The organism is Corallococcus sp. EGB, assembly GCF_019968905.1.
In the GTDB taxonomy this organism is placed as follows: Bacteria; Myxococcota; Myxococcia; order Myxococcales; family Myxococcaceae; genus Corallococcus.
The window spans coordinates 4,825,584-4,849,263 of sequence record NZ_CP079946.1; the positions used below are offsets into that span (position 1 = coordinate 4,825,584).

The 23,680-nt window shown below is 70.9% G+C and carries 19 protein-coding genes; 7 read left to right on the forward strand and 12 right to left on the reverse strand.

The genetic code is table 11. The features are described 5' to 3' along the window. Window positions 1–72: 72 nt before the first annotated feature. The 4 genes from KYK13_RS20070 to truD all read right to left on the reverse strand — a co-directional run bounded on the left by KYK13_RS20070 (window position 73) and on the right by truD (window position 4,366). Window positions 73–1,605, reverse strand: coding sequence for a polymer-forming cytoskeletal protein (locus tag KYK13_RS20070; RefSeq protein WP_223631635.1), 1,533 nt, complete (start codon window positions 1,603–1,605; stop codon window positions 73–75). Between the two features lie 8 nt (window positions 1,606–1,613). Further along, window positions 1,614–2,120: a hypothetical protein gene (locus tag KYK13_RS20075; RefSeq protein ID WP_223631636.1), complete on the reverse strand. Its 507-nt coding sequence runs from the start codon at window positions 2,118–2,120 to the stop codon at window positions 1,614–1,616. Next, on the reverse strand, window positions 2,117–2,695 hold the full coding sequence (locus tag KYK13_RS20080) for an RNA polymerase sigma factor (RefSeq protein WP_370645431.1): 579 nt from the start codon (window positions 2,693–2,695) through the stop codon (window positions 2,117–2,119). The genes KYK13_RS20075 and KYK13_RS20080 overlap by 4 nt, the downstream gene beginning before the upstream one ends. 90 nt (window positions 2,696–2,785) lie before the next feature. After that, on the reverse strand, window positions 2,786–4,366 hold the full coding sequence (truD, locus tag KYK13_RS20085; RefSeq protein WP_223631637.1) for a tRNA pseudouridine(13) synthase TruD: 1,581 nt from the start codon (window positions 4,364–4,366) through the stop codon (window positions 2,786–2,788). 71 nt (window positions 4,367–4,437) lie between these two features. On the opposite strand from truD, the gene KYK13_RS20090 reads away from it, so the two are divergent. The 4 genes from KYK13_RS20090 (at window position 4,438) to KYK13_RS20105 (ending at window position 10,511) form a co-directional block, all read left to right on the forward strand. Continuing rightward, window positions 4,438–5,373, forward strand: a complete 936-nt coding sequence (locus KYK13_RS20090; protein ID WP_223631638.1) for a hypothetical protein — start codon at window positions 4,438–4,440, stop codon at window positions 5,371–5,373. 127 nt (window positions 5,374–5,500) lie between these two features. After that, window positions 5,501–7,171 carry an adenylate/guanylate cyclase domain-containing protein gene (locus KYK13_RS20095; protein ID WP_223631639.1) on the forward strand — a complete coding sequence of 557 codons (1,671 nt, stop codon included), beginning with the start codon at window positions 5,501–5,503 and terminating at the stop codon, window positions 7,169–7,171. A 20-nt stretch (window positions 7,172–7,191) separates the two neighbouring features. Further along, complete coding sequence (locus KYK13_RS20100; RefSeq protein ID WP_223646678.1) at window positions 7,192–9,501, forward strand: serine/threonine-protein kinase; 2,310 nt, start codon at window positions 7,192–7,194, stop codon at window positions 9,499–9,501. Between the two features lie 107 nt (window positions 9,502–9,608). Beyond that, the gene (locus KYK13_RS20105) at window positions 9,609–10,511 is read left to right on the forward strand and encodes a hypothetical protein (RefSeq protein ID WP_223631640.1); all 903 of its coding nucleotides are present in this window, start codon (window positions 9,609–9,611) and stop codon (window positions 10,509–10,511) included. Window positions 10,512–10,568: 57 nt separating this feature from the next. On the opposite strand, the gene KYK13_RS20110 is transcribed toward KYK13_RS20105, so the two are convergent. The 4 genes from KYK13_RS20110 to KYK13_RS20125 form a co-directional block, all read right to left on the reverse strand. Next, window positions 10,569–12,365, reverse strand: coding sequence for a DUF4215 domain-containing protein (locus tag KYK13_RS20110; protein WP_223631641.1), 1,797 nt, complete (start codon window positions 12,363–12,365; stop codon window positions 10,569–10,571). A 132-nt stretch (window positions 12,366–12,497) separates the two neighbouring features. Continuing rightward, window positions 12,498–13,922 (reverse strand): sugar porter family MFS transporter, encoded by a 1,425-nt coding sequence (locus KYK13_RS20115; RefSeq protein WP_223631642.1) that lies wholly within the window; start codon window positions 13,920–13,922, stop codon window positions 12,498–12,500. Between the two features lie 170 nt (window positions 13,923–14,092). After that, window positions 14,093–15,577: a sigma 54-interacting transcriptional regulator gene (locus tag KYK13_RS20120; protein WP_370645130.1), complete on the reverse strand. Its 1,485-nt coding sequence runs from the start codon at window positions 15,575–15,577 to the stop codon at window positions 14,093–14,095. A gap of 104 nt (window positions 15,578–15,681) precedes the next feature. Continuing rightward, window positions 15,682–16,518 carry an MBL fold metallo-hydrolase gene (locus tag KYK13_RS20125; protein ID WP_223631643.1) on the reverse strand — a complete coding sequence of 279 codons (837 nt, stop codon included), beginning with the start codon at window positions 16,516–16,518 and terminating at the stop codon, window positions 15,682–15,684. A 211-nt stretch (window positions 16,519–16,729) separates the two neighbouring features. Here KYK13_RS20125 and KYK13_RS20130 point away from each other — a divergent pair, with 211 nt between their 5' ends. Further along, complete coding sequence (locus KYK13_RS20130; RefSeq protein ID WP_223631644.1) at window positions 16,730–17,491, forward strand: ParA family protein; 762 nt, start codon at window positions 16,730–16,732, stop codon at window positions 17,489–17,491. Between the two features lie 19 nt (window positions 17,492–17,510). Here the strand turns inward: KYK13_RS20130 and KYK13_RS20135 are convergent, their stop codons facing one another. Together KYK13_RS20135 and KYK13_RS20140 are read right to left on the reverse strand one after the other, a co-directional pair. After that, window positions 17,511–18,128, reverse strand: a complete 618-nt coding sequence (locus tag KYK13_RS20135; protein WP_223631645.1) for a dihydrofolate reductase family protein — start codon at window positions 18,126–18,128, stop codon at window positions 17,511–17,513. 126 nt (window positions 18,129–18,254) lie between these two features. Beyond that, entirely contained in the window at window positions 18,255–19,649 is a 1,395-nt protein-coding gene (locus KYK13_RS20140; protein WP_223631646.1) for a S9 family peptidase, read from the reverse strand. A 70-nt stretch (window positions 19,650–19,719) separates the two neighbouring features. Here KYK13_RS20140 and KYK13_RS20145 point away from each other — a divergent pair, with 70 nt between their 5' ends. Continuing rightward, a complete protein-coding gene (locus KYK13_RS20145; RefSeq protein WP_223631647.1) occupies window positions 19,720–20,631 on the forward strand; it encodes a glutaminase in 912 nt (303 codons plus the stop codon). A 13-nt stretch (window positions 20,632–20,644) separates the two neighbouring features. Here the strand turns inward: KYK13_RS20145 and KYK13_RS20150 are convergent, their stop codons facing one another. Both KYK13_RS20150 and KYK13_RS20155 read right to left on the reverse strand, forming a co-directional pair. Next, window positions 20,645–21,568, reverse strand: coding sequence for an alpha/beta fold hydrolase (locus KYK13_RS20150; protein ID WP_223631648.1), 924 nt, complete (start codon window positions 21,566–21,568; stop codon window positions 20,645–20,647). Beyond that, window positions 21,555–21,920: a MerR family transcriptional regulator gene (locus tag KYK13_RS20155; protein ID WP_223631649.1), complete on the reverse strand. Its 366-nt coding sequence runs from the start codon at window positions 21,918–21,920 to the stop codon at window positions 21,555–21,557. The genes KYK13_RS20150 and KYK13_RS20155 overlap by 14 nt, the downstream gene beginning before the upstream one ends. A gap of 556 nt (window positions 21,921–22,476) precedes the next feature. On the opposite strand from KYK13_RS20155, the gene KYK13_RS20160 reads away from it, so the two are divergent. Continuing rightward, window positions 22,477–23,676, forward strand: a complete 1,200-nt coding sequence (locus KYK13_RS20160) for a sugar MFS transporter (RefSeq protein WP_223631650.1) — start codon at window positions 22,477–22,479, stop codon at window positions 23,674–23,676. Window positions 23,677–23,680 lie beyond the last annotated feature (4 nt).

Genomic DNA, 23,680 nt, shown 5'->3' on the forward strand with positions numbered 1-23,680 from the left:
CCACTCCCGGTGCGCGGAAGTGGGGCCTCATGATGCGGCGTGGCAATTTCGTGACCTTGAAGGCCAGGTGCGTCAAACCGGGTTTTCCGTCCGGGGGAAGATGGGCTCCGGCATTCCCCGGCCGCGGTAGCCGAACCGGGTGCGGATGACCGCGCCGAAGGCCAGCGGGATGAGGACGAGGTTGAGGAACACGCCCAGCACCGGGATGTGGCTGACCAGGAGGATGAGGCCCAGGCCCAGGGCGAGCACCACCGCCTGCGTCTTGCGGCCGCGCATCACCGGCAACCGCGTGCCCACCTCGCTGGCGATGGCCGCGTAGCTGAGCGCCGTGCCCAGCATGGAGGCGACCAGGAGGGCGAACGCCACCGGGATGCCGATGAGCGTGATGCTCAGGACGATGCTCAACAGGAAGAGGGCCACCATGCCCACGACCCCCACGAGGAAGTTGCGGCTGGGGTTGGCGCGGATCTCGTCGCCCAGCTCCTTCATGCGCGCCGGGAAGAACATCTGCCCCAGGAAGCCCAGGCCGAAGAGGAGCGCGAACTGGAGGATGAAGGACGCCAGGCCGCCGCCGTGGTCGTCGTGGTCGTCATCGTCGTCGTGGTCCGCGGACGCGTCGTAGTCCTGCGTGTCCCGCATGCCGCGCTTGATCTCCCCGGCCACCATGCGGCCCAGGCCCGCGCCGCCGAAGGACTCCAGGCTGCCCTCCACGACGGCGCCGTCCGCCTTCTGCACCTGACCGCCAAAGGCGGACACGTCGCCCTCCACCTGGGCGTTGGGCCCCAGGATGACGTTGCCTCCGAAGGCGTGCGCGTCTCCCTCCACGTGGCCCTGGATCTCCAGGTTGCCGCCGAAGACAACCGCGTCGCCCTCCACCATGCCCTTCACGACGAGGTTGCCGCCATAGACGACGGCGCTCTCCACGGACTCGCCCTCCTTCACCTCCAGGGACTGTCCGCGCGCCACCACGTCCCGGGCGCCGCGCTTGCCCTTCCTGTGCTTGAAGCTGTCGCGGAAGCTCTTGATCTCATCGCGGATGCGCTGCTTGGCGGCCTCGGCCTCTGCCTTCGCGGCCTGCTTGGCCTCGTCGCGGGCGCGCCGCGCCTCTTCACGGGCGTCCTCGCGCGCCTGCGCGATGTCCTCCGGCGTCGCGTCCTCGTCCAGCTCCGGCGGCGCGGGGGGCGCCGGGGGCGCGGGCGGGGTGGCGGCCGCGACGGGCGGGGCCACGGGCGGCGCGGGGATGCTGGCGGTGGGGCTCGTGCCGGACTCCTTCTCCTTCGCGGTCAGCGGGCGCAGGGTGAAGATGGAGCCGTCCTGCTCCAGGTGGAGCGAGTAGGCGCGGGCCACGGTGCGCAGGGCCTGCTCGGCGGTGATGCCGCGCAGGCGCACCTCCGCCGGGGTGTCCAGGTCGCCGGTGACGACCAGGTTCAGGCCGCCCTTCTCCGCGATGGTCTTGAGCGCGTCGCGCAGCGAACCGCGGAAGCTCACGTCGATGGTGCGGGCCGGAGCTGTGGCGGCCGCGGGGGCGGCCGGGGCGGCTTCCGCGAGCGCCACGGGGGCGCCGAGGAGGAGCGTCGGAAGCAACAGGCGGGGCAGGATCTTCATGGACACGCTCAGGCTTCGGAGAGGGACGGAGGAGGGGAACCGGCCAGGCGCTTCAGGCCGAAGAGCGACGTGAACACGACGAAGGCGACGACGCAGGCCACCGCCAGCCCCGCGGTGCTCCACAGGGCGTGCGCCCCGCTGAACAGGCCTTCCACGAGCGCGCGCCCGTCCCGCACGCTGGACGCGAACGCGGTGCCCATGCGGCCGAGCGCCCGGTCGTTGGTGAACAGGAAGCCCAGCCCCACGCCCAGGGACGTGAGGAGGATGCACAGGCCCGTCCACACCTCGCGGCGCTGGGGCACGGGGCTCTCCGCGACGCGGGCCATCACGTTCACGACGAGCGACGGAGGCGGCAGCGGATCCGCCAGCCGGTACAGGTCCTGCTCCAGCAGGCGGTGCTCCTCCATCAGGGCGGCGCACGCCTCGCACTCCGCGGCGTGGTCCAGGGCCGGGCCCTCACCGGACTCCAGCTCCGCGAAGAGGACTTCCAGGTCGGGGCAGGGGGTGGGGCTCATTTCGTCTCCTCCTCGGCGGGCGCCATCTTCTTGCGCAGCTTTTCACGGGCGCGGAACAGGCGCGCCATGATGGTCCCGGGCGCGCAGCCCATGATCTGCGCGATCTCCTTCGTGGTGCGCTTCTGGACGTAATAGAGGGCCAGCACTTCACGGTCGTCCACGGAGAGCGTCTCCATGGCGGCCTCCAGCGACTGCCGCTCCTCGCGCGCGATGGCCCCGTCCTCCTGGGACGCCTCGTTGCTGGGGAGCACCTCCTTCATGGGCTCCAGCTCCTCCGTGCGCACCTTGGTGCGGCGGCGGAGCAGGTCCAGGCAGAGGTTGCGGGTGATGGCCAGCACCCAGAGGTCGAACGGGCGCGTCTCGTCGTAGCGGTGGAGGTTCTGGTACGCGCGCAGGAGGGCCTCCTGCGCGACCTCCGCGGCCTCGGCCTCGCTCTGGAGCAGGCGCAGCGCCAGCCCATACACCGGGCGCTGCACGCTGCGCACGAGCGCTTCGAAAGCGGACGGGTCCCCCTTGCGGGCGGCCAGCACGTCCGCCTGCCAGGGGAGGGGGGCGGCGTCCTCAGCCATCACCATTCCAATGGCCATGGGGAGCGAGTCGAGGGCAAGAGCGTTCACGCCCTGGACTACGGCCCTGCGGAAGGGCCATTGCGCCGCCGTCGAGCATCACTTCCGCTTCTGTTTTTTCGCGGACTTGGCAGCCGCCTGGCGCTGCTTTTCCGCCTTTTCCGCCCGCACGTCGGCCTTCTCCTGCTTGCGCTGCTTCTGCTTCGCCCGGAAGCCCAGCGGAATCGCGGGCTCCGAGGCCGGCGGGGGGGCGGCCTTGACCTCATCCAGGTCCGGGAGCGCCTCGCGGGGCACGCGGGCCGGCCGGCCGATGCGGCTGGGAGGCCGGGCGTCGTTGCCGGGCGCAGCGGCACGGCGGGGCGTCGCACGGTCCGCCAGCGCGCGGTGGCGCGGCGTCGCTTCGCCGGCGCGGGCAGTGCGGGTGGCGGTCTCCACGCGGGCCTCCTCGCGCTCGGTGGTGACCAGGCGGGGGCGCTGCGAGGTGCGGATGTCCTCCTTCGAGTCCTCCGTGTACTCGAAGTGGAACAGGCGCTTGATGACCAGCGTGGCGTAGGCGCCCGGGGGCAGGGTGAAGGCCACGTTGACCTTGATGTCGCCGCGGTTCACGTCGTCGTTCTGCGTGCGGCCCACGACGAGCTTGTGCGGGAACATCACCAGCGGGCGCTGCTCCTCCTTGAAGTAGAGCATCCGCTCCGCGCCCTTGATGCGCAGGTCGGAGAGCTTGAGCTTCTCCCGGCCCAGCACCCAGGTCATGGCCTCGGCGACCTTCGGATCATCGAAGGTGGTGTCCGGCCCCACGAGCGGGAAGGTCTTCTCGCGCAGGATGTGCAGCACGTCCGGGGTCGCGTCCCGGTAGTGCAGCAGCGTGCCGGCCTGGTAGCGCATGGGGAACATGGCCTCGCGCGGCAGCATCAGCTGGAGGTAGCGCCGGACGCCCTCGTTCCAGAGGAAGCTCTGGTACTCGAAGAGGATCATCGCCCGGTAGTCCGAGTCGATCTGCAGGAACGCGCGGAGCCAGTCGCCCGGGTGCTCGCGCAAGGAGCGCAGGATGCGGTGGTACTTCTTCGCGCCCTCGAAGGGCACGCGCGCGTCCCAGCGGCCCCAGTTGTCGCGCCAGAAGCCCTTCACCTTGGCGTCCTCGGTGCGGTCCAGGTCCGAGGGGCGGGCGAAGTAGTTGTGCAGCGCGGCCTCGAAGTCGCCGCGGATGAGGTCCTTGGCGATGAAGCCCTGGCCGTGCTTGAGCGCGCCGAAGCGCTGGCTGTCGAAGTAGTTCACCACGCCCAGCCGGTTCACCTCCGCGGCGGCCAGGTTCAGGGGCGCCAGCGAGTCGCGCGTGAGGGCGCGCACGGTGACGGAGAAGCGGTTGGAGGTGATGTTCTTCGCGGACAGCGGCTTGTCCGTCCGGCCCAGGAACTTCAGGCGCAGGTCGGGCTCCTGCATGTCCACGTCCGCGCCGTCCACGGCGATGATCTGCTCGGTGCGGCCCTGCTTGTCCTTCAGGCCGCAGTAGCTGATGGCACCGGGCTTCAGACCGAACGCGTCACGGATGCGGTTGACCGCGTCAAAGGTGGACAGCTTCTGCTTGTCCATGAGGTAGACGCGGTGCCGGCCACTGGCGACCTCGTCGAAACGGTAGGACTCCTTCACGGAGAAGTCCTCGGGTTTTTGCTTGATTCGCACGACAGCCCCCTTACCACGTGGACGCCCGGATTGAAGCGTCCGCACCGGAAATGGGCTTAACCTGCAACCCCATGAGAAACCTTCCCGCCCTGCTGCTCTTGGGGATCGCCGGGCTTGTCGTGGGGTGCGCGACCCCGCTGTCCACCATGCAGACGGCCAGGACGCTCGCGCCGGGCCAGGTCCAGGTGACGGGCAGCATGGGCGTCTTCGTCCCGGTGGGGACGCTCTCGTCGGTGGTGGACGTGGGCATCGACCAGGGGAGGGCGGCGAAGCGGGCCATTGACGAGGACAAGCCCTACACCCTCACGGAGGAGGACCAGCAGCGCCTCTTGACGGCGGGCCTGGCCCTGGTGGTGGCCCCACCGGGGGTGAACCCGGAGCTGATGGTGCGGGTGGGCCTGGTGGACGGGCTGGACGTGGGCGGGCGCTACAACGGCAACTCGCTGCGCTTCGACGGCAAGGTGCGGCTGGCCCATGGCGGGCCGGATCCGCGCCGCTCCTATGACCTGGCGCTGGGGGTGGGGGTGTCCAAGTACCTGTTCTCCGGGGCGGTGATGGACGTCCTGGAGGTGGTCCAGCTGGGGGACTTCAGCCGGACGGACGTGGAGGTGCCGCTGTACTTGAGCGCGGAGTACGGCGACGTGTTCAAGCTCTACGGCGCCCCCAAGTACGTCTTCAGCCACACCCGGCTGGACGCCCAGCTGGTGGACTTCTCCCAGCAGGGCAAGCCGGTGACGGGCTTCGACGCGAGGCTGCCGTCCTCCGTGAACAGCCACTTCGTGGGCACCACGGTGGGCCTCGCGGTGGGCTACCGCTACGTGCACTTCTACGCCGAGCTCACCGGGGGCTACGTCTTCTGCAACCCGCACCTCTTCGGGCAGAAGCGGGACCTGGGCGGGATGACCTTCCTGCCGTCCATCGGCCTGGGCTTCCGCGCCCCGGAGCGGCGTCCGGCCGCGTCAGTGAACCCCGCGGCTCCGGGGACGGTGGCCCCGCCGTCCCCATGAGCGGCCGGACGGGGGCGGGGACTGACCGGCCGTGCAGGGCGCTGGTGGCCCGGACCTGGGGGCGCGTCGCGAGCGTTCCTTTGGGGCGGAAGGCTCTGGTAGTGTCCGGGCCGGTGAGGATTCGCGCGTGAACCAGGCACCCGCCCCATTCCCGCCCAGGTCCGGGTCGCACCCGCGCGGGCCGCACCTGACGGGGCGGTTCGCGGACGGGACGCTGGGGGAATTTCCCCTGGGCGCGACCACTTCGCTCGGCCGCCATCCGTCCAACACGCTGCGGCTGGTGGACCGGGAGGTCTCCAAGGAGCACGCCACCATCGACAAGGTGGGGCGCGACTTCGTGCTGCGCGACCTGAACTCGTCCAACGGCACCTTCGTCAACGGGCGCCGGGTGACGGGGGAGATGCGGCTGAAGGACGGGGATGAGATCGCCCTGGGCTCCTCGCGGCTCGTCTTCCACAGCGGCGAGGCGGCCCCGGCCGGCGGCAACCCGCCCACGCTGCCGGGCGTGACGGTGGTGGCCAACGCCGTCTCCATGCCGGCCTTCCTGGCGCAGATGGACCAGGTGCCGCAGAACTTCCGCCCCGCGGAGCAGGTGACGGACATCGCCGCCCTGCGCCGGGACTACGAGAAGCTGCGCATCGTCCACGAGTTCCACCGGCAGGTGAGCCTCAAGGGCAACCAGCACGACCTGTTCGAGCAGATCTTGAAGGTGGCCTTCGAGCTGCTCGCGGCCGACCACGGCGTCATCCTGAAGGTGGGCCCGGAGGGGGAGTTCATCCCGGCCGCGGTGCACCACCGGCAGGGCAAGCAGGTGAACGTCATGCTGTCGGACACCGTGCTCAAGCGCGTGGTGGAGACGGGCAAGGCGGTGCTCACGGCGGACGCCATCATCGACGAGCGCTTCTCCGCCGCGGAGAGCATCGTGGCGCAGGGCATCCGCTCCGCCATGGCGGTGCCGCTCCTGGTGAACGGCGACATCATGGCGGTGCTGTTCCTGGACAGCCGCCAGCAGATCAACGCCTTCTCGGAGAAGGACCTGACCATCCTCTCCGGCATCGCCGCGCAGGCGGGCATCGCGCTGGAGAACGCGGCCCTGGCGGAGCAGATCCGCAACGAGGCGGTGACGCGCGCGGAGCTGTCCCGCTTCCTGTCCAAGGCGGTGGCGGACGCGGTGATCAACGGCGGCACGGAGGACCTGCGCCAGAGCCGGCTCGCGGAGGTGAGCTGCCTGTTCGCGGACATCCGCGGCTTCACCACCCTGGCGGAGAGCGACTCGCCGCAGGAGGTGGTGTCGATGCTCAACAGCTTCTTCACCGCCATGGCGGACGTGGTGTTCCGCTACGAGGGCAACCTGGACAAGTTCATCGGGGACTGCGTGATGGCGGTGTGGGGTCCGCCGTCGTCGCACCCGGATGATCCGGCCCGCGCCCTGCGCGCCGCGCTGGAGATGCAGGACGCCGTCACGGAGCTCAACCGGCAGCGCGTGCTGGACGGCAAGAAGCCCATCGAGGTGGGCATCGGCGTCAACACCGGCCAGGCCGTCGTGGGCTACATGGGCAGCGCGGAGCGGCACGAGTTCACCGCCATTGGCGACACCGTGAACACCGCCTCGCGGCTGTGCGGCATCGCCAAGAGCGGCGAGGTGCTGGCGTCGGAGGCCACGGTGCGCAAGGCCGGGCCGGGCTTCGACGTGGAGGAGCTGCCGGTGCTGCAGGTGAAGGGCAAGGAGAAGGGCGTGCAGACGTTCCGCGTCCACGGCGCGGAGCTGACCACCTCCACCTCCCGCAAGGTGCGCTGACGGTGCGCTCCTCGTCCCTGATGCCCACCCAGTCGTGCCCCAACTGCGGCACGGTGCACGACACCCGGGTGTACGTGAGCGGCCAGAAGGTCACGTGCCGCTGTGGCATCCGGTTCGAGGTGCGGCGCGCGGACGTGTCCGGCATCCACCGTCCGGCCGGGCCTTCGGGCATCCGGACGGCCGCGAGTGCCGATGAGGAAGCAGGCGTCGCGGTGACGTTCACGCCGCGCGCGTCGGAGTATCCGCAAGAATCGACGTCACCTCCCGCTGCTTCAGGTGTTGGGGCGGGAAGCGAGGACGCGGTGGGACAGGAGATGAGGGCCGGCTCCGTCCCAGGGGGCAGCGAGATGAGCATCCCGCGACCGGATGGCGTGGGGAGGGCAGACGAGGGCGAGGTTCCCGCGGGCGTCGCCGCCGGGGAGGGCCATCGTGCGCCTTCCGGAGTGGCATTGCCCGAGGCGGACCCGGCGGCCGCGGAGCTGATCGGGGCCACGCTGGTGCGCCAGGGCGCGCCCGGCGTGAAGGCCCCGCGCCCGCCGATGAACACGGGCAGCCGCGACATCGAGAACGCGGAGACGGTGCTGACGGGCGCGAAGCCCGAGCTCCCCGGGCTGGAGCTCCTGGAGGTCCTGGGGCGCGGCGGCATGGGCGAGGTGTGGCTCGCGCGCCAGCGTTCGCTGGGCCGCACGGTGGCGGTGAAGGTGCTGCCGCCCCGGCTGGCGAAGGACGCGGAGTTCGTGTCGCGCTTCGACAAGGAGGCGACCGCGCTCGCGGCCCTGAGCCACCCGAACATCGTGCAGATCATCGACCGGGGCGTGGCCGGCGAGCACTACTACTTCGTGATGGAGTATGTGGAGGGCCAGTCGCTGCGCCACGCGCTGAGCGGCCGGGAGCCGATCTCTCCCGCGCAGTCGCTGAAGGTGCTGCTCCAGGTGGCGCGCGCCGTGGAGTGCGCGCACGCCAAGAACATCATCCACCGCGACCTGAAGCCGGAGAACATCCTGCTGGACGGGCGGCTGCACGCGAAGGTGGCGGACTTCGGCCTGGCGGGCATCCGCGAGCCGGACTCGGAGAAGCATCTCACCGCGACGGCGGTGGCCATGGGCACGCTCAACTACATGGCCCCGGAGCAGCGCCGGGACGCGAAGAACGTGGACGGGCGAGCGGACCTCTTCTCCCTGGGCGTGATGATGTACGAGGCGCTCACGGGCGAGCTGCCCGTGGGCCGCTTCAAGCTCCCGTCCGAGCGCGTGCGCGGCCTGGATCCCCGCCTGGATCCGGTGGTGGAGCGCCTGCTGGAGACGGACCGCGAGGCCCGCTACACCACCGCCGCGGAGGTGTGCGAGGCGCTGGAGGGGCTGGTGTCGGCCTCGTCGTCCCCGCACGTGGCGCCCGCGTCGGCCCTGGCGCGCGCGCAGCCGTCGCACGTGTCGCCGGTGAGGTCCGCGGCGGGCCCGGAGGCGGCCGTGCTGGAGGCGCTCCACGCGGGCTGGGGCCGGGTGCGCACCGGCCTCTCCGTGGTGGGCGGCCTGGCCGTGCTGGGCTTCGCGGTGCGCGCCTTCGTGGGCATCGGAGGCCTGACGGGCCTCACGCATGCGGTGGAGCCCGCCCCCGCCGTCCAGCACTTCCCGCCCAACACGGAAGGGGAGGTGTTCGCCAGCCTGAAGCTCACGCCCCCCGCGCCCGGCTCGGATGACACCACCCTGGAGCTGGGCTTCGAGCCGGGCGAGGAGGAGATCAACGTCCACAGCGGCACCTGGACCCTGGACCAGGGCGAGCTGCGCGCGGTGCAGGCCGGCCGCGAGGCGGACGGCAAGCTGGTGCCGCGCGCGTACCTGGCGCACCGCTACTTCACGAGCGACGACTTCACGGCGGAGGTGCTGATGGACGTGAAGGCGCTGGGCAAGCAGTGGTCGGTGGAGGAGGACGGGCAGCACTTCGGCGAGCTGGCCTTCCGCATCCGCGACGTGCAGGTGTCCGTCTTCGCCATCCCCGACGCGGGCATGCGCCTGTCGTGGCGCTACTTCTCCCCGGAGGACGGGCACGAGGTGGTGGGCAACAGCGCGGAGGACACCAAGAACCTGGTCCAGGACGAGATGCCCGTGCCCAAGCAGGGGCCCTTCCTGGTGAAGCTCCAGCTCAAGAAGCAGAAGAGCGGCGTGCGGGTGGACGCCTTCCTCAACAAGAAGCTCTTCGCCTCCAAGGTGCTGCCGGGCTTCGAGGGCCGCGTGGGCAAGCTGGCGCTGGGGTGCCGCAACCTCCAGTGCACCTTCGATGACCTGAAGGTCGTGGGGCCGCTGCAGGAGCGCCCCGCGCGCCGCGCCGAGTAGGCCGCCGCGGCGGGGATGGGGCTTGCCGCCCCGTCCGTCCGTTCCCACCTTGCACCCGCCGGGCTCCGCGTGCGCGGGGCTGTCCGGCACGCGGGCGGGGGTGGCGCATGGGCGTGGACCTGGACCTGGGGCGCGTGCTCCTGCTGCCGCTCTGCGGTCTGGGACTGGCCCTGCTGCTCTGGGCGACCTTCGCCCTGGGGCGGACGTCCACGGGCGCGCGGCCCCGGTGGATGCTCGCGGGCTTCGGGGCGCTGGCCCTGGGGCTGGTGCTCTTCGTGCCATGGATGCGCGGAAGGCCGCTGGTGCCCGTGTCCCCGGACGTGCTGGTGAAGGCGGTGGGCGGGCTGCTGCTGGTGCTGGCCGCGGGGGTGTCCGCCCGGGGAGCCCGGGTGCGCCTGCGGGCGGATGCGCTGCGCGGCGCCGCGCCCATGCCCCTGGACGAGGCGGTGGAGGCCCTGCGCGCGGGACGGCCTCCGGGCTTCGGCGTGTACCGGGGCCGGCTGGAGTCCGTGGAGACGCTGATGTCGCCGGGCGGCGTGCCCTGCGCCTTCTACGACGCGGCGGTGCACGCGGTGGGGGCCCATGGGCGGACGGGGCCGCTCCTGTCGCGGGAGAGGGCGTACTCGCCGGTCCTGCTGTTGAAGGGGGAGCGCACGCGCGCGGCGGTGGGCTTCGCGCCGTCCGCGCTGCTGGCGCGGGCGGAGGTGCGCCGGTGCGCGGCGCCGCCCGGACTGACGCAGGCGGAGCTCCTGGGCGGGTCCACGCAGGCGCTGTCCTGGGAGCGCGTGGGCATCCCGGGGGCGGCGTGCCTCGTTGTGGGGGAGCTCCAGCGCGGCTCCCGCGACGGAACCTACGTGCTGCGCGGGCGCGGCGGGCGTCCGGCGCTGGTGGTGCTGGGAGAGGAGGCCCTGGGCACCGGCGGGGTGTTGTCCCGCCGGGCCTGGAGGCACTTCGCGGCGGCCGGGGCGCTGTCCCTGGCCGCCGTGCTCATGCTCGCCCGGGCCCTGTGAGGTCCAGGCGGGCGGCTCCGGCCGGAGAGGGCGCCGGAGCCGAGGACGGCGCGACGACTACCCCGGATCGATCTGGCAGTTGTTGGGGCAGCCGTCGGTGTTGTTGGTGTTGCCGTCGTCGCACGTCTCGCCGTACTCGTACTGGGTGATGCCGTCACCGCAGCGGGGGTTCCAGATGCAGGTGAGGCTGCACTTGCCGTAGCCCGGGCCGTTGGCGTTGCCGTTGTCGCACTGCTCGCCCGGGTCGACCTGGCCGTTGCCGCAGGTGGACTTGCACTCGGTGCGCTGGGTCTCGAAGTTGTTCAGGGTCAGCTTGTACGAGGACGCGGACGTGTGGCGCTCCGCCTGGAACACGACGACCTCGTAGATCTTGCCCTTCACCAGGCCCAGGCCGGAGACGGTGGCCGCGTCCGACAGGGCCACGGTGCCGGAGGTGGCGCCGTGCACGCCGCCCAGGTCCAGGGCGAGCTTGCCGTTGATGAACACCCAGACGTCGTCGTCACCCAGGAACGTCAGGACCTCGTTGCCCTTGAACTCGAACCAGTAGCGGACCTCGCTGGTGAAGCTGAAGTTGCGCGGGGTGCCGCTGCCGTCGTTGAGGCGGTTCTCCTTGCCCTGGCCGACCCAGCCGCTGTTGTCGAGCGGGAAGAAGGTCTGGTTGTTGAACACGTAGGAGCCGTCGCCCTGCTTGTTGAGCTTCAGCGTGCTGACCTCCGTCACGTTGACGCCCGGCGTGTCGCGGTACCACTGGTCGAAGGCGGTCTGGCCGTGGGTGACGGCCGAGCCGGCGCCCTTGGCGTAGATGGGCTTGCCGTCCGTGCCCAGCGGGCCGAACTTCGGACCGACGATGCCCTGCTCCGCGCCGTTGGCGTCCTCGAAGTCCGGGTGCGGGGTCGCGGGGGACTTGCAGCCGCCGTTGTTCTTGCCGCAGAAGTCGCGGTAGACGACGGGGATCTCCACGGCGCTCGGCGGGGACTCCGTGATGCGGACGCAGGCGAAGCCCTCCTCCAGCTTGCACGTGGAGGAGCAGCCGTCGTTGGAGCGGGTGTTGCCGTCGTCGCACTCCTCCGTGGTGTCACCCGGCAGGATGACGCCGTCGCCGCAGCGGGACTCGCACGTGCCGTTCTTGCACTTGGGCTCCAGCACGCACAGCGGCGAGCAGCCATCGCCCATGTCGTGGTTGCCGTCGTCGCACTGCTCGGTGCCTTCCCGCTTGCCGTCGCCGCAGACCGTCTTCGTGCACGGCTGGCCAATGGTGTCGCACTTGTAGCCCTGCTCCAGGCGGCAGGTGTCGCTGCAGCCGTCGCCCTTGGCGGTGTTGCCGTCCTCGCACTCCTCCTCGCCGGCGATGATGCCGTCACCGCACTGGGCCGCGCGGCAGCGCTGGCCCTGGAAGGGGCAGGTCCAGCCGGTCTCCACGGCGGAGCAGTCCGCCTTGCAGCCGTCGTTGGACTCCTTGTTGCGGTCGTCGCACGCCTCGCCATTCTCCACGATGCCGTTGCCGCACGCCGCCGCCACGACGCAGGGCCGGCCCGAGACGGGACACTCGAAGCCGATCTCCACCTCCGTGCAGTCGTTCTTGCAGCCGTCACCGCTCACGGTGTTGGCGTCGTCACAGGCCTCGCCCTTCTGGACCTTGCCGTCGCCACAGACCTTGGGGCCCGGATCGTACGAGCCACCGTCGGGCTGGGTGTCGCCACCGTCGGGGCCGCCACCGTCGGTGTTGCCACCGTCCGTGACGTTCGTGCCGCCGTCGTCCGGGCCATCGTCGCCGGGACAGGCTGTCAGGGTGAGGAGCAGCGAAGCGAGCACAACGCTCGCGAATCGGGGGAGCCGGGGGGGAATTTTCAGCATGAAGGAGATGCTGAAAGCCCGTAGCCCCAGGTGTCAAATGGATCAGGTGTTTTATCACCCAGCCGGTGCGTAAAAGTGCAGAAAGCCCGTACGGGTGTACGGACCTTCTGGCCGCGTCCCTGCCTCACGGGGCTACATCTGTTCCAGCTCGCGACCCTTCGTCTCGCGGATGAACTTCGCGGCGAAGAAGACGGAGAACACGGCGGCCGCGGCATACAGGCCGTAGGCCCAGCCCAACCCGAGGGCCTGCAGCGACGGGAACGTGGCGGACACGAGGAAGTTGGCCAGCCACTGCGCCATGGCCGCGATGGACAGCGCGAGCGCGCGGATGCGGTTGGGGAACATCTCGCCCAGGAGCACCCAGACGACGGGGCCCCACGAGAAGCCGAAGAAGACGACGTAGAGGTTGGCGGCGATGAGCGCGGTGGTGCCGGCCGCGCCCTGCAGCACGGGCTTGCCTGCGGCGTCCAGCGGCGCGCTGCCGAAGAGGTACGTGAGCAGGCCCAGCGTGAGCGCCATGCCCACGGAGCCGACGATGAGCAGGGGCTTTCTGCCCACCTTGTCCACGAACGCGATGGCCACGAGCGTGGTGAGGATGTTGGTGACGCTGGTGATGACGGTGATGGCCAGCGAGTTCTGTTCGGAGAAGCCCACCGCCTGCCAGAGGGCGCTGGAGTAGTAGAAGATGACGTTGATGCCCACGAACTGCTGGAGCATCGCGAGCACGATGCCGATCCACACGATGGGCAGGAAGCCGAAGCGGCCGCCCTTCAGGTCCGACAGGTGCGGCGTGTAGTGGGTGCGCAGCGACTGGCGGATCTCCACGACCTTGGATGGCGCGGTGTCCCCCTCGGTGCCGCGCAGCACGTCCAGGGCCTCCTGTTCGCGCCCCCTCGCCACGAGGAAGCGCGGGGACTCCGGGATGAAGAGCGCGCCCATGCCGTAGAGGATGGCGGGCGGAAGGCCGCTGAAGAACATCCACCGCCACGCGGTGATGTCCAGCCAGCCGGGGTTGCTGGCCGAGCCCGCGGTGCGCGCGATGGCGAAGTCCCCCAACAGCGCCATGAAGATGCCGATCACGATGGCCAGCTGCTGCAGGGACGCCAGGCGGCCGCGCAGGTGAGCGGGAGCGATCTCCGCGATGTACGCGGGCGCCACGACGCTGGCGGAGCCTACGCCCAGGCCGCCCACCAGTCGCCAGAAGCTCAGGTCCCAGAGCGAGAACGCGAAGCCGGAGCCGATCGCGCTGATGGTGAACATGGCCGCCGCGACCATCATGGTGCGCCGCCGGCCATAGCGGTCCGCGATGTGGCCCGCGGCGAACGCGCCCGCGGCGGAGCCGATGAGCGCCGAGGACACCGAGAGGCCCAGGGCGAGCTGGCTCGCGGCGAACTCCGTCCTCAGCGCGCTCACGGTGCCGTTGATGACGGAGGTGTCGAAGCCGAAGAGGAAGCCGCCCAGCGCGGCCACCACGGAGATGACGACGATTCTTCCGGTGTGGGGCTCCGGTCGCACCGTGGGCTCCCTGCTCGCCGGAACATCCAGGACTTCCGCCATGACGTGCTCCTTCCCCCTCCGAACGGGCACATGTCCGGCCCTCGCGGTACGCACAACGGCCCTGGTCAGAGGTGCCCCCCATGGCCGCCGAAGGGCACCCACGGGCAGGGCAGCTCCCGGGTGGCCGCCCGCTGGGGGACAGGGCTCGGAGCCGGAGGATGGGCCGGAGCTCAGCCCTCGTCCGCCAGGCCGTACTCCTTGAGCTTGCGGGCGAGCGTGTTGCGGCCGATCTCCAGCGCGCGCGCCGCCGCGGTGCGGTTGCCCTTCACGGCCTCCAGCACGCGCAGGATGTGGCGGCGCTCCACCTCCGCCAGCGGCAAGAGGAGCGGCGCGTCCGGCGCGGGCGCGGGCGGCTGCATCGGGGGGGACGGGAGTGCCTTGTCCAGGGAGGGCAGGGGCAGGTGCTCCTCGAGGATCTCGCCCTCGGACAGCACCACCGCGCTTTCGATGCAGTTCTCCAGTTCGCGCACGTTGCCGGGCCAGCGGTAGCGCTTGAGTCGCTCGAGCGCGGCGGCGCTGAGGCGGGGCACAGGCAGGCGGTGGCGCTTCGCGGCGGTGGCGACGAAGTGGCGGGCGAGCCGTTCGATGTCCTCCGCGCCGCGCTCGCGCAGCGGGGGCAGCAGCAGCTCCACGACCTTGATGCGGTAGTAGAGGTCCTCGCGGAACCTGCCCTCGGCCACCATGCGGGGCAGGTCGCGGTGGGTGGCCGCGACGATGCGCACGTCCACCTTGACGGCCTGCGTGCCGCCCACGCGTTCGAACTCGCGGTCCTGCAGCACGCGCAAGAGCTTGCCCTGCACGGCCTGGGGCAGCTCTCCCAACTCGTCGATGAAGACGGTGCCGCCGTCGGCCGCCTCGAACTTGCCGGGCACGCGGTGGTCGGCGCCGGTGAAGGCGCCCTTCTCGTGGCCGAAGAGCTCGTTCTCGATGAGGGCGGCGGGCAGGGCCGCGCAGTCCACCTTCACGAAGGGCTTGTCGCGCCGCGGGCCGTTGACGTGGATGGCGCGCGCGAAGAGCTCCTTGCCGCAGCCGCTCTCGCCGCGCAGCAGCACCGTGGCGTCCGTGGGCGCGGCCTTCTGCACCAGGCGGTAGAGGGCCTTGAGGGGCGGGGCCTCGCCGATGATGCGGTTGAAGAAGTAACCCACCGGGGCCTGCGGCTGATCCTTCGCGCGCTGGAGCTCCTGGTAGAGGCTGGTGGACTGGAGCGCGGTGCTCACCTGGGCCGCGATGTCGGTGAGCTTCTGGGTGTCCTCCTCCGTGAAGGGGCCACCGCCCAGGCGGTTGAGCACCTGGAGCACGCCGTACACGGCGCCCCCCGCGTCGCGCAGCGGCACCGCGGCCAGGCTGACGGTGCGGTAGCCGGTCATCCGGTCGATGTCCGCGAAGAAGCGGCGCTCGCCGCGCGGATCCGGCACGTGCACGGGCACGCCGGTCTCCGCCACGGAGCCCGCCACGCCCTGGCCCAGCTTCACGCGGATCTGCGCGACCTCCGGCAGGTGCGCGGCGCGGCTGAAGAGCTCGCGGCGCACCGGATCCAACAGCCACAGCGTGCCGCGGTCCGCCTGCAGCGTGATGGCGATGCGGTCCACGAGCGTCTGGAGGAAGGCGTCCAGGTCCACCTCGCGCCCGACGAGGCCGCCGAGGGGAAGCAGCACCTGGGACACATCCGGCGGGGACGAGGGCATGGCGGTGGGCAGCGGCGGAAGTGAGAAGGGCGCTGGCGGCACTGTAGCAGCGCGGGGCTCCGGGCTCGCGGCGCTCATGCGCCCGCCGCGCGGCCCAGGAGCATGCGCTGGCCTTCGCGCGCGGGCTCGGTGAAGGGGAACAGGCCGCGCGCCTCCTGTGCCATGTCCTCCAGCAGCTCGTCCGCATGGGACGGATCGTGGTGGAAGAGGAAGAGGCGGCCGGCGTGCAGGTCCTTGGCCACCTTGGCCGCGTCCATCATCGTCGAGTGGCCCCAGCCCTTCTTGGACATGCCCTTCCGGCCCTCGTACTCGTCGGGCGTGTACTGCGCGTCCAGGCACAGCGCGTCCGCGCCCTCGAAGTGACGGGCCACGTCGGAGGTGAGGCGCTCCGGCAGCTCCACGTCCGTGGCGTACACGAAGGAGTGGCCGTCCGCCTCGACCCGGTACGCCATACAGCCGTCCGGGTGTGGCACGTCGATGGGGGTCACCTTGAAGGGGCCCACCTCCACGGTGCGGCCGTGCAGCGCGGACCCGAAGCCCATCTTCGAGCGCATGGTGGACAGCGGCACCGGGAACTGCGGCGGGCGCATCTGCTGCGACAGCGTGGACTCCAGCGCCTGGGCACCATTCGCGCCGGGGCCGTACATCGTCAGCGACGTGGTAGGCAGGTACGCGGGCGTGAAGAAGGGGAAGCCCTGCACGTGGTCCCAGTGCAGGTGCGAGAAGAACAGGGTCGCCTTCTGCGGCGCGCCCTCGCGCATCATGACCTCGCCCAGCGTCCGGATGCCCGTGCCCGCGTCGAGGATCAGCCGCTCGCCCTGGCTCGTCACCTCCACGCACGCCGTGTTGCCGCCGATGCGCGACCCCGACACCGCGATGCTGCCCCGAACGCCAAAGAAGCGGATTTCCATGGTGAGTCTCCGGATGCTCCGGCGCCCGCTGGGGGCGCCCTGACACGTGAGGGGGACAGAGCACGTCCGGTGCCAGCGCCAAGGTGCTGGAATCATTGGGCCAGCGGGGGAGGGGGCGGCAGGCCGCTCCATTCTGGCGCGCTCCGGATGGGGCGGGCGTTCCAATCCGGAGCGGCCCAGGGCGTGGGGGATTCCTGGTACATCCGGGGCCATGCCGGTCATCGCGTTCTGCACCATCAAGGGAGGCGTCGGGAAGACGACGCTGTGTTCGCATGTGGCGGCGGCGCTGGCGGACGCGGGCCGCCGGGTGCTGCTGTTGGACCTGGATCCGCAGGCGCACGCGTCGCTGGTGCTGGGGCTGGAGACGCGCGACGGGCCGTGCGTGGCGGACGCCTTCGGGCCCCGGCCGAAGCACAAGCTGGATGAGATCATCGTGGCGTCCCCCAAGCGTCAGGGGTTGTTCATCGCGCCGGGGGCGCCGCGCATGGCGGCGCTGGAGCGCGAGCTGTTCGGCTGGGGGCACCGGCTCCAGGCGATTCCGCGCGCGCTGAAGACGCTGTCGTGGGCGCCGGACGTCATCGTCGTGGACACGCCGCCGAGCATCGGCGCGTTCACGGAGGCCGTGCTGGCGTGCGCGGACGTGGTGGTGGCGCCGGTGCCTACGGGCGCGTTCGCGCTGCAGGGCCTGGGCGAGATTGAAACCGCGTGGCGCGACGTGCGCGAGGAGGGCGGCCAGTTGGTGGCCGCGGTGAACCTGTGGGATCGGCGCACGCCCGCGACCAACGTGGCGATGGAGGAGGCGCTGAAGGACGTGACGGTGCCGGTGTTGAAGGCCCGCATCCCGCGCTCGGAGTCCATCAACCAGGCGGGGCTGGGCTACGAGGTGGTGTTCGACGTGAGCCCGAACGCGGCGGGCGCGGAGGAGCTGCGCGCCATGGCCCGCGAGCTGGCGAAGCTCGCGGGCCTGCGCTGACGCTCGACTGCGAGATGCCTCACTCAGGCTGGCCGATGGTGCCGGTCCGCAGGGGCCCGCCGCGCCGGTAGGTGAGCAGCGCCACCCCCTTGGGGGTGATCCGCGACGCGGCGAGCTGGAGCGTGCGGGGCTGCGTTCCCGGTCCAAAGAGGCGCCGGCCGCTGCCCAGCGTCACGGGGATGACGTGCAGATGCAGCACGTCCACCAGGTCATGCCTCAGCAGGGTCTGCAGCAGGCCGCAGCTGCCATGCACCTGCAGCTCGCGGCCGGGCGAGGACTTGAGGCGGCGCACCGCCTCCACCGTGTCTCCCTCCAACAAGGTCGAGTTCGCCCAGTCCACACGGCGCAGCGTGGTGGACGCCACGTACTTGGGCAGCGTGTTGAGCGGCCGGGCGATGAGGTCGTCCGGTGCCGTCATGCGTGGCCAGTAGCCGGCGAAGATTTCGTACGTCCCGCGCCCGAGCAGGAACGCGTCCGCTCGGGAGAAGATGTCGACGACGTGCGCGCCCAGCTCCGGGCCGCCATGGGGTTGCACCCAGCCTCCATGGGTGAAGCCGCCGCTCGGGTCCTCCCCCGGGCCCCCTGGGGACTGCATCACTCCGTCCAGCGTCACGAACTCCGTCACAGTCAATTCCATGGTCGCATCCGTCCCTTTCAGTCAGTCCAATTGCCCTGTCTGAATCCGCGACGAATGGGCCGGGCGCGGATCGACACGCCGGCATTTTTCCCGGTGCGAGGGGGAGGCGGGCGGGCGGGCGCTGACTCACGGCGTGGGCAGGCCGGGGCCAAGCGCCGAGCGCACGTTGGCGTCGGTGAAGGTCGTGCCCCAGACGGCGTTGATCTCCTGGGCGATGAAGGCGGCGCCCGGCTGAAGGGTCCCAAGAGATGCCTCCAGCATCACCACGCGCGGGTCGGTGATCTCCACCAGGCGGGGCGCGACGTCGCTGACGTCGCGGCCCTGCGCCTGTGCGGCGTGCACCCCTTGCAGCCACGCGCGGACGGTGCCCTGGGCGTGGGGGACATAGAGCGGTTGCGCCGCCGCGCCGAGCGACACGAGGAGATGCCCCAGGCTCAGCGTCAGGACGACGCTGCCGTGCTGGGTGAGCAGCGGTCCGTGGTCCGGCGGCAGGATGTTCCAGTCCACGGTGGCGAGGTTCTGGAGGTACATGGGCGTGAAGCGCTGCGGTGCCTGGGCGACGAGCGCGCGCGTGTGCTCCACGGGGATGAGCGTGTCCCAGTCGTCGTGGAGGATGAGGAACGGCGTCTGGACGGTGCTGGCCAGGTGCCCGGCGGTCCAGCGCGCATAGTCCGTGCCTGGCGTGACGGGGTCCCCGCCGGTGGTGGCGTAGATGCGGCGGAAGTAGGGCTCGAAGAACTGCTGGTAGCGCGAGCGCATCGCCGGGTCGCTCACGCGAGCGGGGACTTGGCGGCTCACATAGTCCACCTCCGCCGCGAAGTCGGACAGCGGGGACAGGGCGACGCCCACGGAGGGCACCACCGAGGCGGGGGCATCCGCGGCCGCGTAGAGCGCCTCATAGCCGCCCCAGGAGCCGCCGAAGATGCCAATGCGCTTCGTGTCCACGTTGCCGGCCTGGGCGAGGAAGCGCATGCCCGCGTTCATGTCCTCGCGGTCGTTCCGCAGGTCTCCGCCCGCGTAGAAGCGGCCGAAGACCGCGAGCACGCCGAAGTCATGGAACAGGTAGATGAAGGACTCGCCCGCGATGAGCTCCGGCGTGGTGGGCGTGAACGCGATGGGAGAGGAGCCCGGCCCGTAGTGCGGCTCGCTGTCATCCGGGTGGATGCCGGCGCCACGCGCGGCCCACTTCGCGTCCACGGCCTCTCCGGTCCAGGCGATGCCGTCATAGGGCCTGGTGAGCACCACCGTGGGCGACACGCCGGGCTTCCGGGGTGGGAACCACTGCGCGTAGGTGGCGGCGCGACCGGGCACCTCCAGCTTGAGCAGCTGGTAGGGCCAGGTCTGGCCTGCGGCGTTGAGCTCCCCGGAGCCGAGCTGGGTCACCTGGACCGAGCCCGGGTCCGTCGGCGTTTCGTCCGGGATGTGACAGGCATTGGTGGACGAATTCGAGTTGGAGCAGCAGGCGGTGGGGAGGGTGCCCAGGAGGGCGAGGGCCACGAACGTGGTCGAAAACAGGCGCATGCCCCAGCAGACACCATGGCACGGAGATTCTGAAAGCCTCCTCGACCATTCCAGACGAGGATGGCGGCGCATGGACTACCAGGCGGTGTTGGCGGAGGTCTGGGACGCGGTGCGGCCGGTGGTGGGGCACGGCCGCGTGGCGTCGTACATCCCGGCGCTGGCGGCGGTGGACCCGCGCCGTTTCGGCATGGCGCTCGCGACGGTGGAGGGGGACGTGTACGGCGTGGGGGACTGGCGCGAGCCGTTCTCCATCCAGAGCATCTCCAAGGTGTTCACCTTGGCGCTCACGCTGGCGCGGGATGGGGACGCGCTGTGGCGGCGCGTGGGCAAGGAGCCCTCGGGCAACCCGTTCAACTCGCTGGTGCAGTTGGAGTACGAGCAGGGCATCCCACGCAATCCGTTCATCAACGCGGGCGCGCTGGTCATCACGGATCGCCTCCAGCGCCTCACCGGCGATGCGCGAGGCACGCTGCGCGACTTCCTTCGGGCGGAGAGCGGCAATCCGTCGGTGGACTTCGATCCGGTCATCGCCGCATCGGAGGCGGAGCACGGCCACCGCAACCGCGCGCTGGCCCACTTCATGGCGAGCTACGGCAACATGGAGGGCGCTGTCCCGGAGGTGCTGGAGCACTACTTCTGGCAGTGCTCGCTCGCGATGAGCTGCGCGGATCTGGCGCAGGCCTGTGGCTTCCTCGCCCGGCACGGTCAGCGCGCGGACGGGTCGCGGCTGCTCACGCGCAGTCAGGCGAAGCAGGTCAACGCGGTGATGCTCACCTGCGGCACGTACGACGCGGCGGGAGAGTTCGCCTATCGCGTGGGCTTGCCAGGCAAGAGCGGCGTGGGTGGCGGCATCATCGCCGTCATCCCCAACCGCTGCGGCCTGTGCGTATGGAGCCCCGGGCTGGATGCGCGGGGCAACTCGGTTGCAGGCGTGGAGGCGCTGGACCGCTTCACCACGCTGACCGGCCTGTCCGTGTTCTGAGGGAAGCGAGGCTTCAGCGCAATCCGTCCAGCAGCGCGGCGAGTTTCTGGGGCTGGGACGCGAAGGGCGAGTGCGACGCATCCAGCGTGTCCACGGTGAACACGTTGCCGGGCGTGAAGGCGTCCGCCTCGCGGATCATCAGGTCCTGGAGCGCGGGGACCAGGGCGCGGTCCTGGGTGCAGCGCATGTAGCTGCGTGGGACGCGGCCCCAACGCTCCTTCGTGGCGCCGACCTTGTCCGTCCACAGCGACAGCGGGAGGTCGGGCGTGAGGGTGAGCGCGAAGGGCAGGAAGGCTGCTTCCTCCACGTCGTGGTAGAAGCCCGCGCGCAGGGCTTCTCGGTACGCCGCGTCTCGGCGAGGATTGATCCGCACCGCGCCGAGCTTCGCGGCGTCACCGACGAAGAATCCCTGTCCGTAGGGGCTTCGGGCCTCGGGCAGGGCGCCGTATGCGCTGGCGCTCTGGAGGCGCAGCGGGACGAAGGCGCTCAGGTACACCAGCCGCCCGATGAGGTGCGGGGCTTTCTCCGCCGCGCGGGTGATGACGGTGCCGCCCGCGCTGTGCCCCACGAGCACGGGCCTGTCGCCGCCCTGGAGCTTCTCCAGCGCCGCGACCACGGCGTCCGCGCACGCGTCCAACGTGATGTCCGCCTGGGGCGAGCGCTCCACCGTGAAGCGAGCCGCGTCGCCCGTGAGATAGGACGCGGGGAAGCGCGCGTTGAGGCCGTGGCCGGGCAGGTCGATGGCCACGACCTGATGTCCCTTCGACGAGAGCGCTTCCACGACGCGCGTCCAGTGCAGGGCGTTGTGCCAGGCACCATGGACCAGGAGGAACGTCCTGGACCTGCGTGGCGCCTTCGAGGGCATGGCCGCGAGGCCAGGTCCTGACAGCACGGTTGTGCCCAGCAGGGCGGTCTTCATCGCATCACGACGGTTCATGGGGGACTCGTTCGTTGGGGGGAATCACGGCGAGGAGCCGCTCACGCACACGGGCGAGGTCGAACAGCTGCCGCTCCACCTCCGCCAGGCGCTCCCGGTGGGCGGCGAGCGCGTCCGGGCAGATGGTATCCGTGACCTGCCGGAGCATGCAGGGCGGGAAGGTGGCGATCTCCTCCAGGGAGAAGCCCAGGCGGATCATCCGGGCCACCTGGAGGACCTGGGGGACGGCCACCTCGTCGAAGTCGCGGTAGCCGTTGTCGCGTCGGTACGAGGAGAGGAGCCCGGCCTTGTCGTAATGGCGGATGGAGCGCGCGCTGCTGCCCGTGCGCCGGGCAAGTTCACCGATGTTCATCCTGTTCTCCTGAATCGGGATGTCAGGTCCCCCAACATCCATGAGGCACGCCTCCGGCCCGGGGCGTTCAAAGCCTGTCCGACAGTCGGACAGGCTTCCCCTGCGCGGGTGGGGCGGGGGCGCCCCTGTCGTGGCGATTCAAAGCTGTCCGCTGGTCGGACAGGTCCGTGCGGTCTGGCCGAAGCGCGAGCTTCCCCACCTGAGGCGCCGAAGCTGTCCGGCTGTCGGACAGGTTTTCGCGAACCTCGCGGACCCGACGGAGTGGGGCCTCCCAGCCATGCAGGTCCCAGCCTGTCCGACAGTCGGACAGGCTGCTGCGACTCGGCTGGAGGGGGCGCTGCCCTGCCACGCGGATTCCAACTTGTCCGACAGTCGGACAGGTTTTCACGGTGCGCCGCCGGAGGGGCGTCCCGGTCGGGTTCTTTCCTTCTCATCCTCGAAGACTTCATGGCCGAGAGCTTCGGGCCTGACACCAGTGTCAAGGTCAAGGCCCGAAAGGGGGAGCGTGACCGTGTTGTCCCCACGGGATGCGTGGCCGCGATCTACGGTGCGCCGCGTGAGCCATTCTTCGCCCGTGCCCCGCCCGCGTCCCGCGCTTCTCACGCTTGCCTACCTGGCGTTCATCAGCCTGGGGCTGCCGGACGCGGTGCTGGGCGTCGCGTGGCCGTCGCTCCGCACCACGTTCGGCCTGTCGCAGGCGGCGATGGGCGCCATCCTCGGGACGGCGGCGGTCACGTATTTCATTTCGGGTTTGCTCGCGGGCCGGCTGATGCGGGCCATGAACCTGGGGCTGTTGCTGGCGCTGAGCACCGGTTCGGTGGCGCTGGGGCTCACGGGATACTCCACGGTGCCCCTGTTCGGGCTGTTCCTGGCCGCCGCGTGCTTCATCGGCTTCGGATCGGGGGCCATCGACTCCGCGCTCAACAACTACGCGGCCCAGAACTTCGGGCCCAAGCACATGGCCTGGTTGCATGCGGCCTATAGCGTGGGTGCCGCGCTGGGACCGGTGCTCATGACCGCGCTGCTCACGCGGGGGGCGCAATGGCGCACCGGCTATGCCGTGCTCGCGGTGGTACTGGGGACGTTGGCCCTGATGTTCCTGGTGATGCGCCGGCTGTGGGACACGCCGACGGGCGCGCCGGGGGAGCAGCCGCGAGCGGAGGTAACCGCCGCGCCCGCGACGGAGGCCGTGCGCCGGCCCCGGGTGTGGCTGCAGATCTTCACGTTCTTCTTCTACACAGGCGTGGAGGTGACGGCCGGCCAGTGGAGCTTCACGGTGCTCACCGAAGGCCGCGGCCTGCACACCGCCGCGGCGGGCACCTGCGTGAGCCTCTACTGGGGCAGCCTGCTGGTGGGCCGCGTCCTCTCCGGCTTCGTCGTCGAGCACATCGGACCGGTCCGGATGCTGCGCGCAAGTACCGTGCTGGCCGTGGTGGGCACGAGCCTGTTCGCCATCCCCGCCGTGCCGCCCGCGCTGGGGCTCTCGCTGCTGGGGCTCGCGCTGGCGCCCATCTTCCCGGCCCTGATGTCGGAGACGCCGCGCCGCGTGGGGCTGGATGTCTCCGCGCATGCCGTGGGCTTCCAGGTCAGCGCTGCAACTGCGGGCGTGGCGGCCCTGCCGAGCCTCGCGGGCATCATCGCGGAGCGGTGGGGGCTCCAGTTCGTCGCCCCCTACATGCTCGGTGTGGCCGTCGTGCTGGCAGTGCTGCACGGCGTGCTGTCCGCCGTGGCGGACCGTCCTCAGCCGGCCCGGTGAGCGC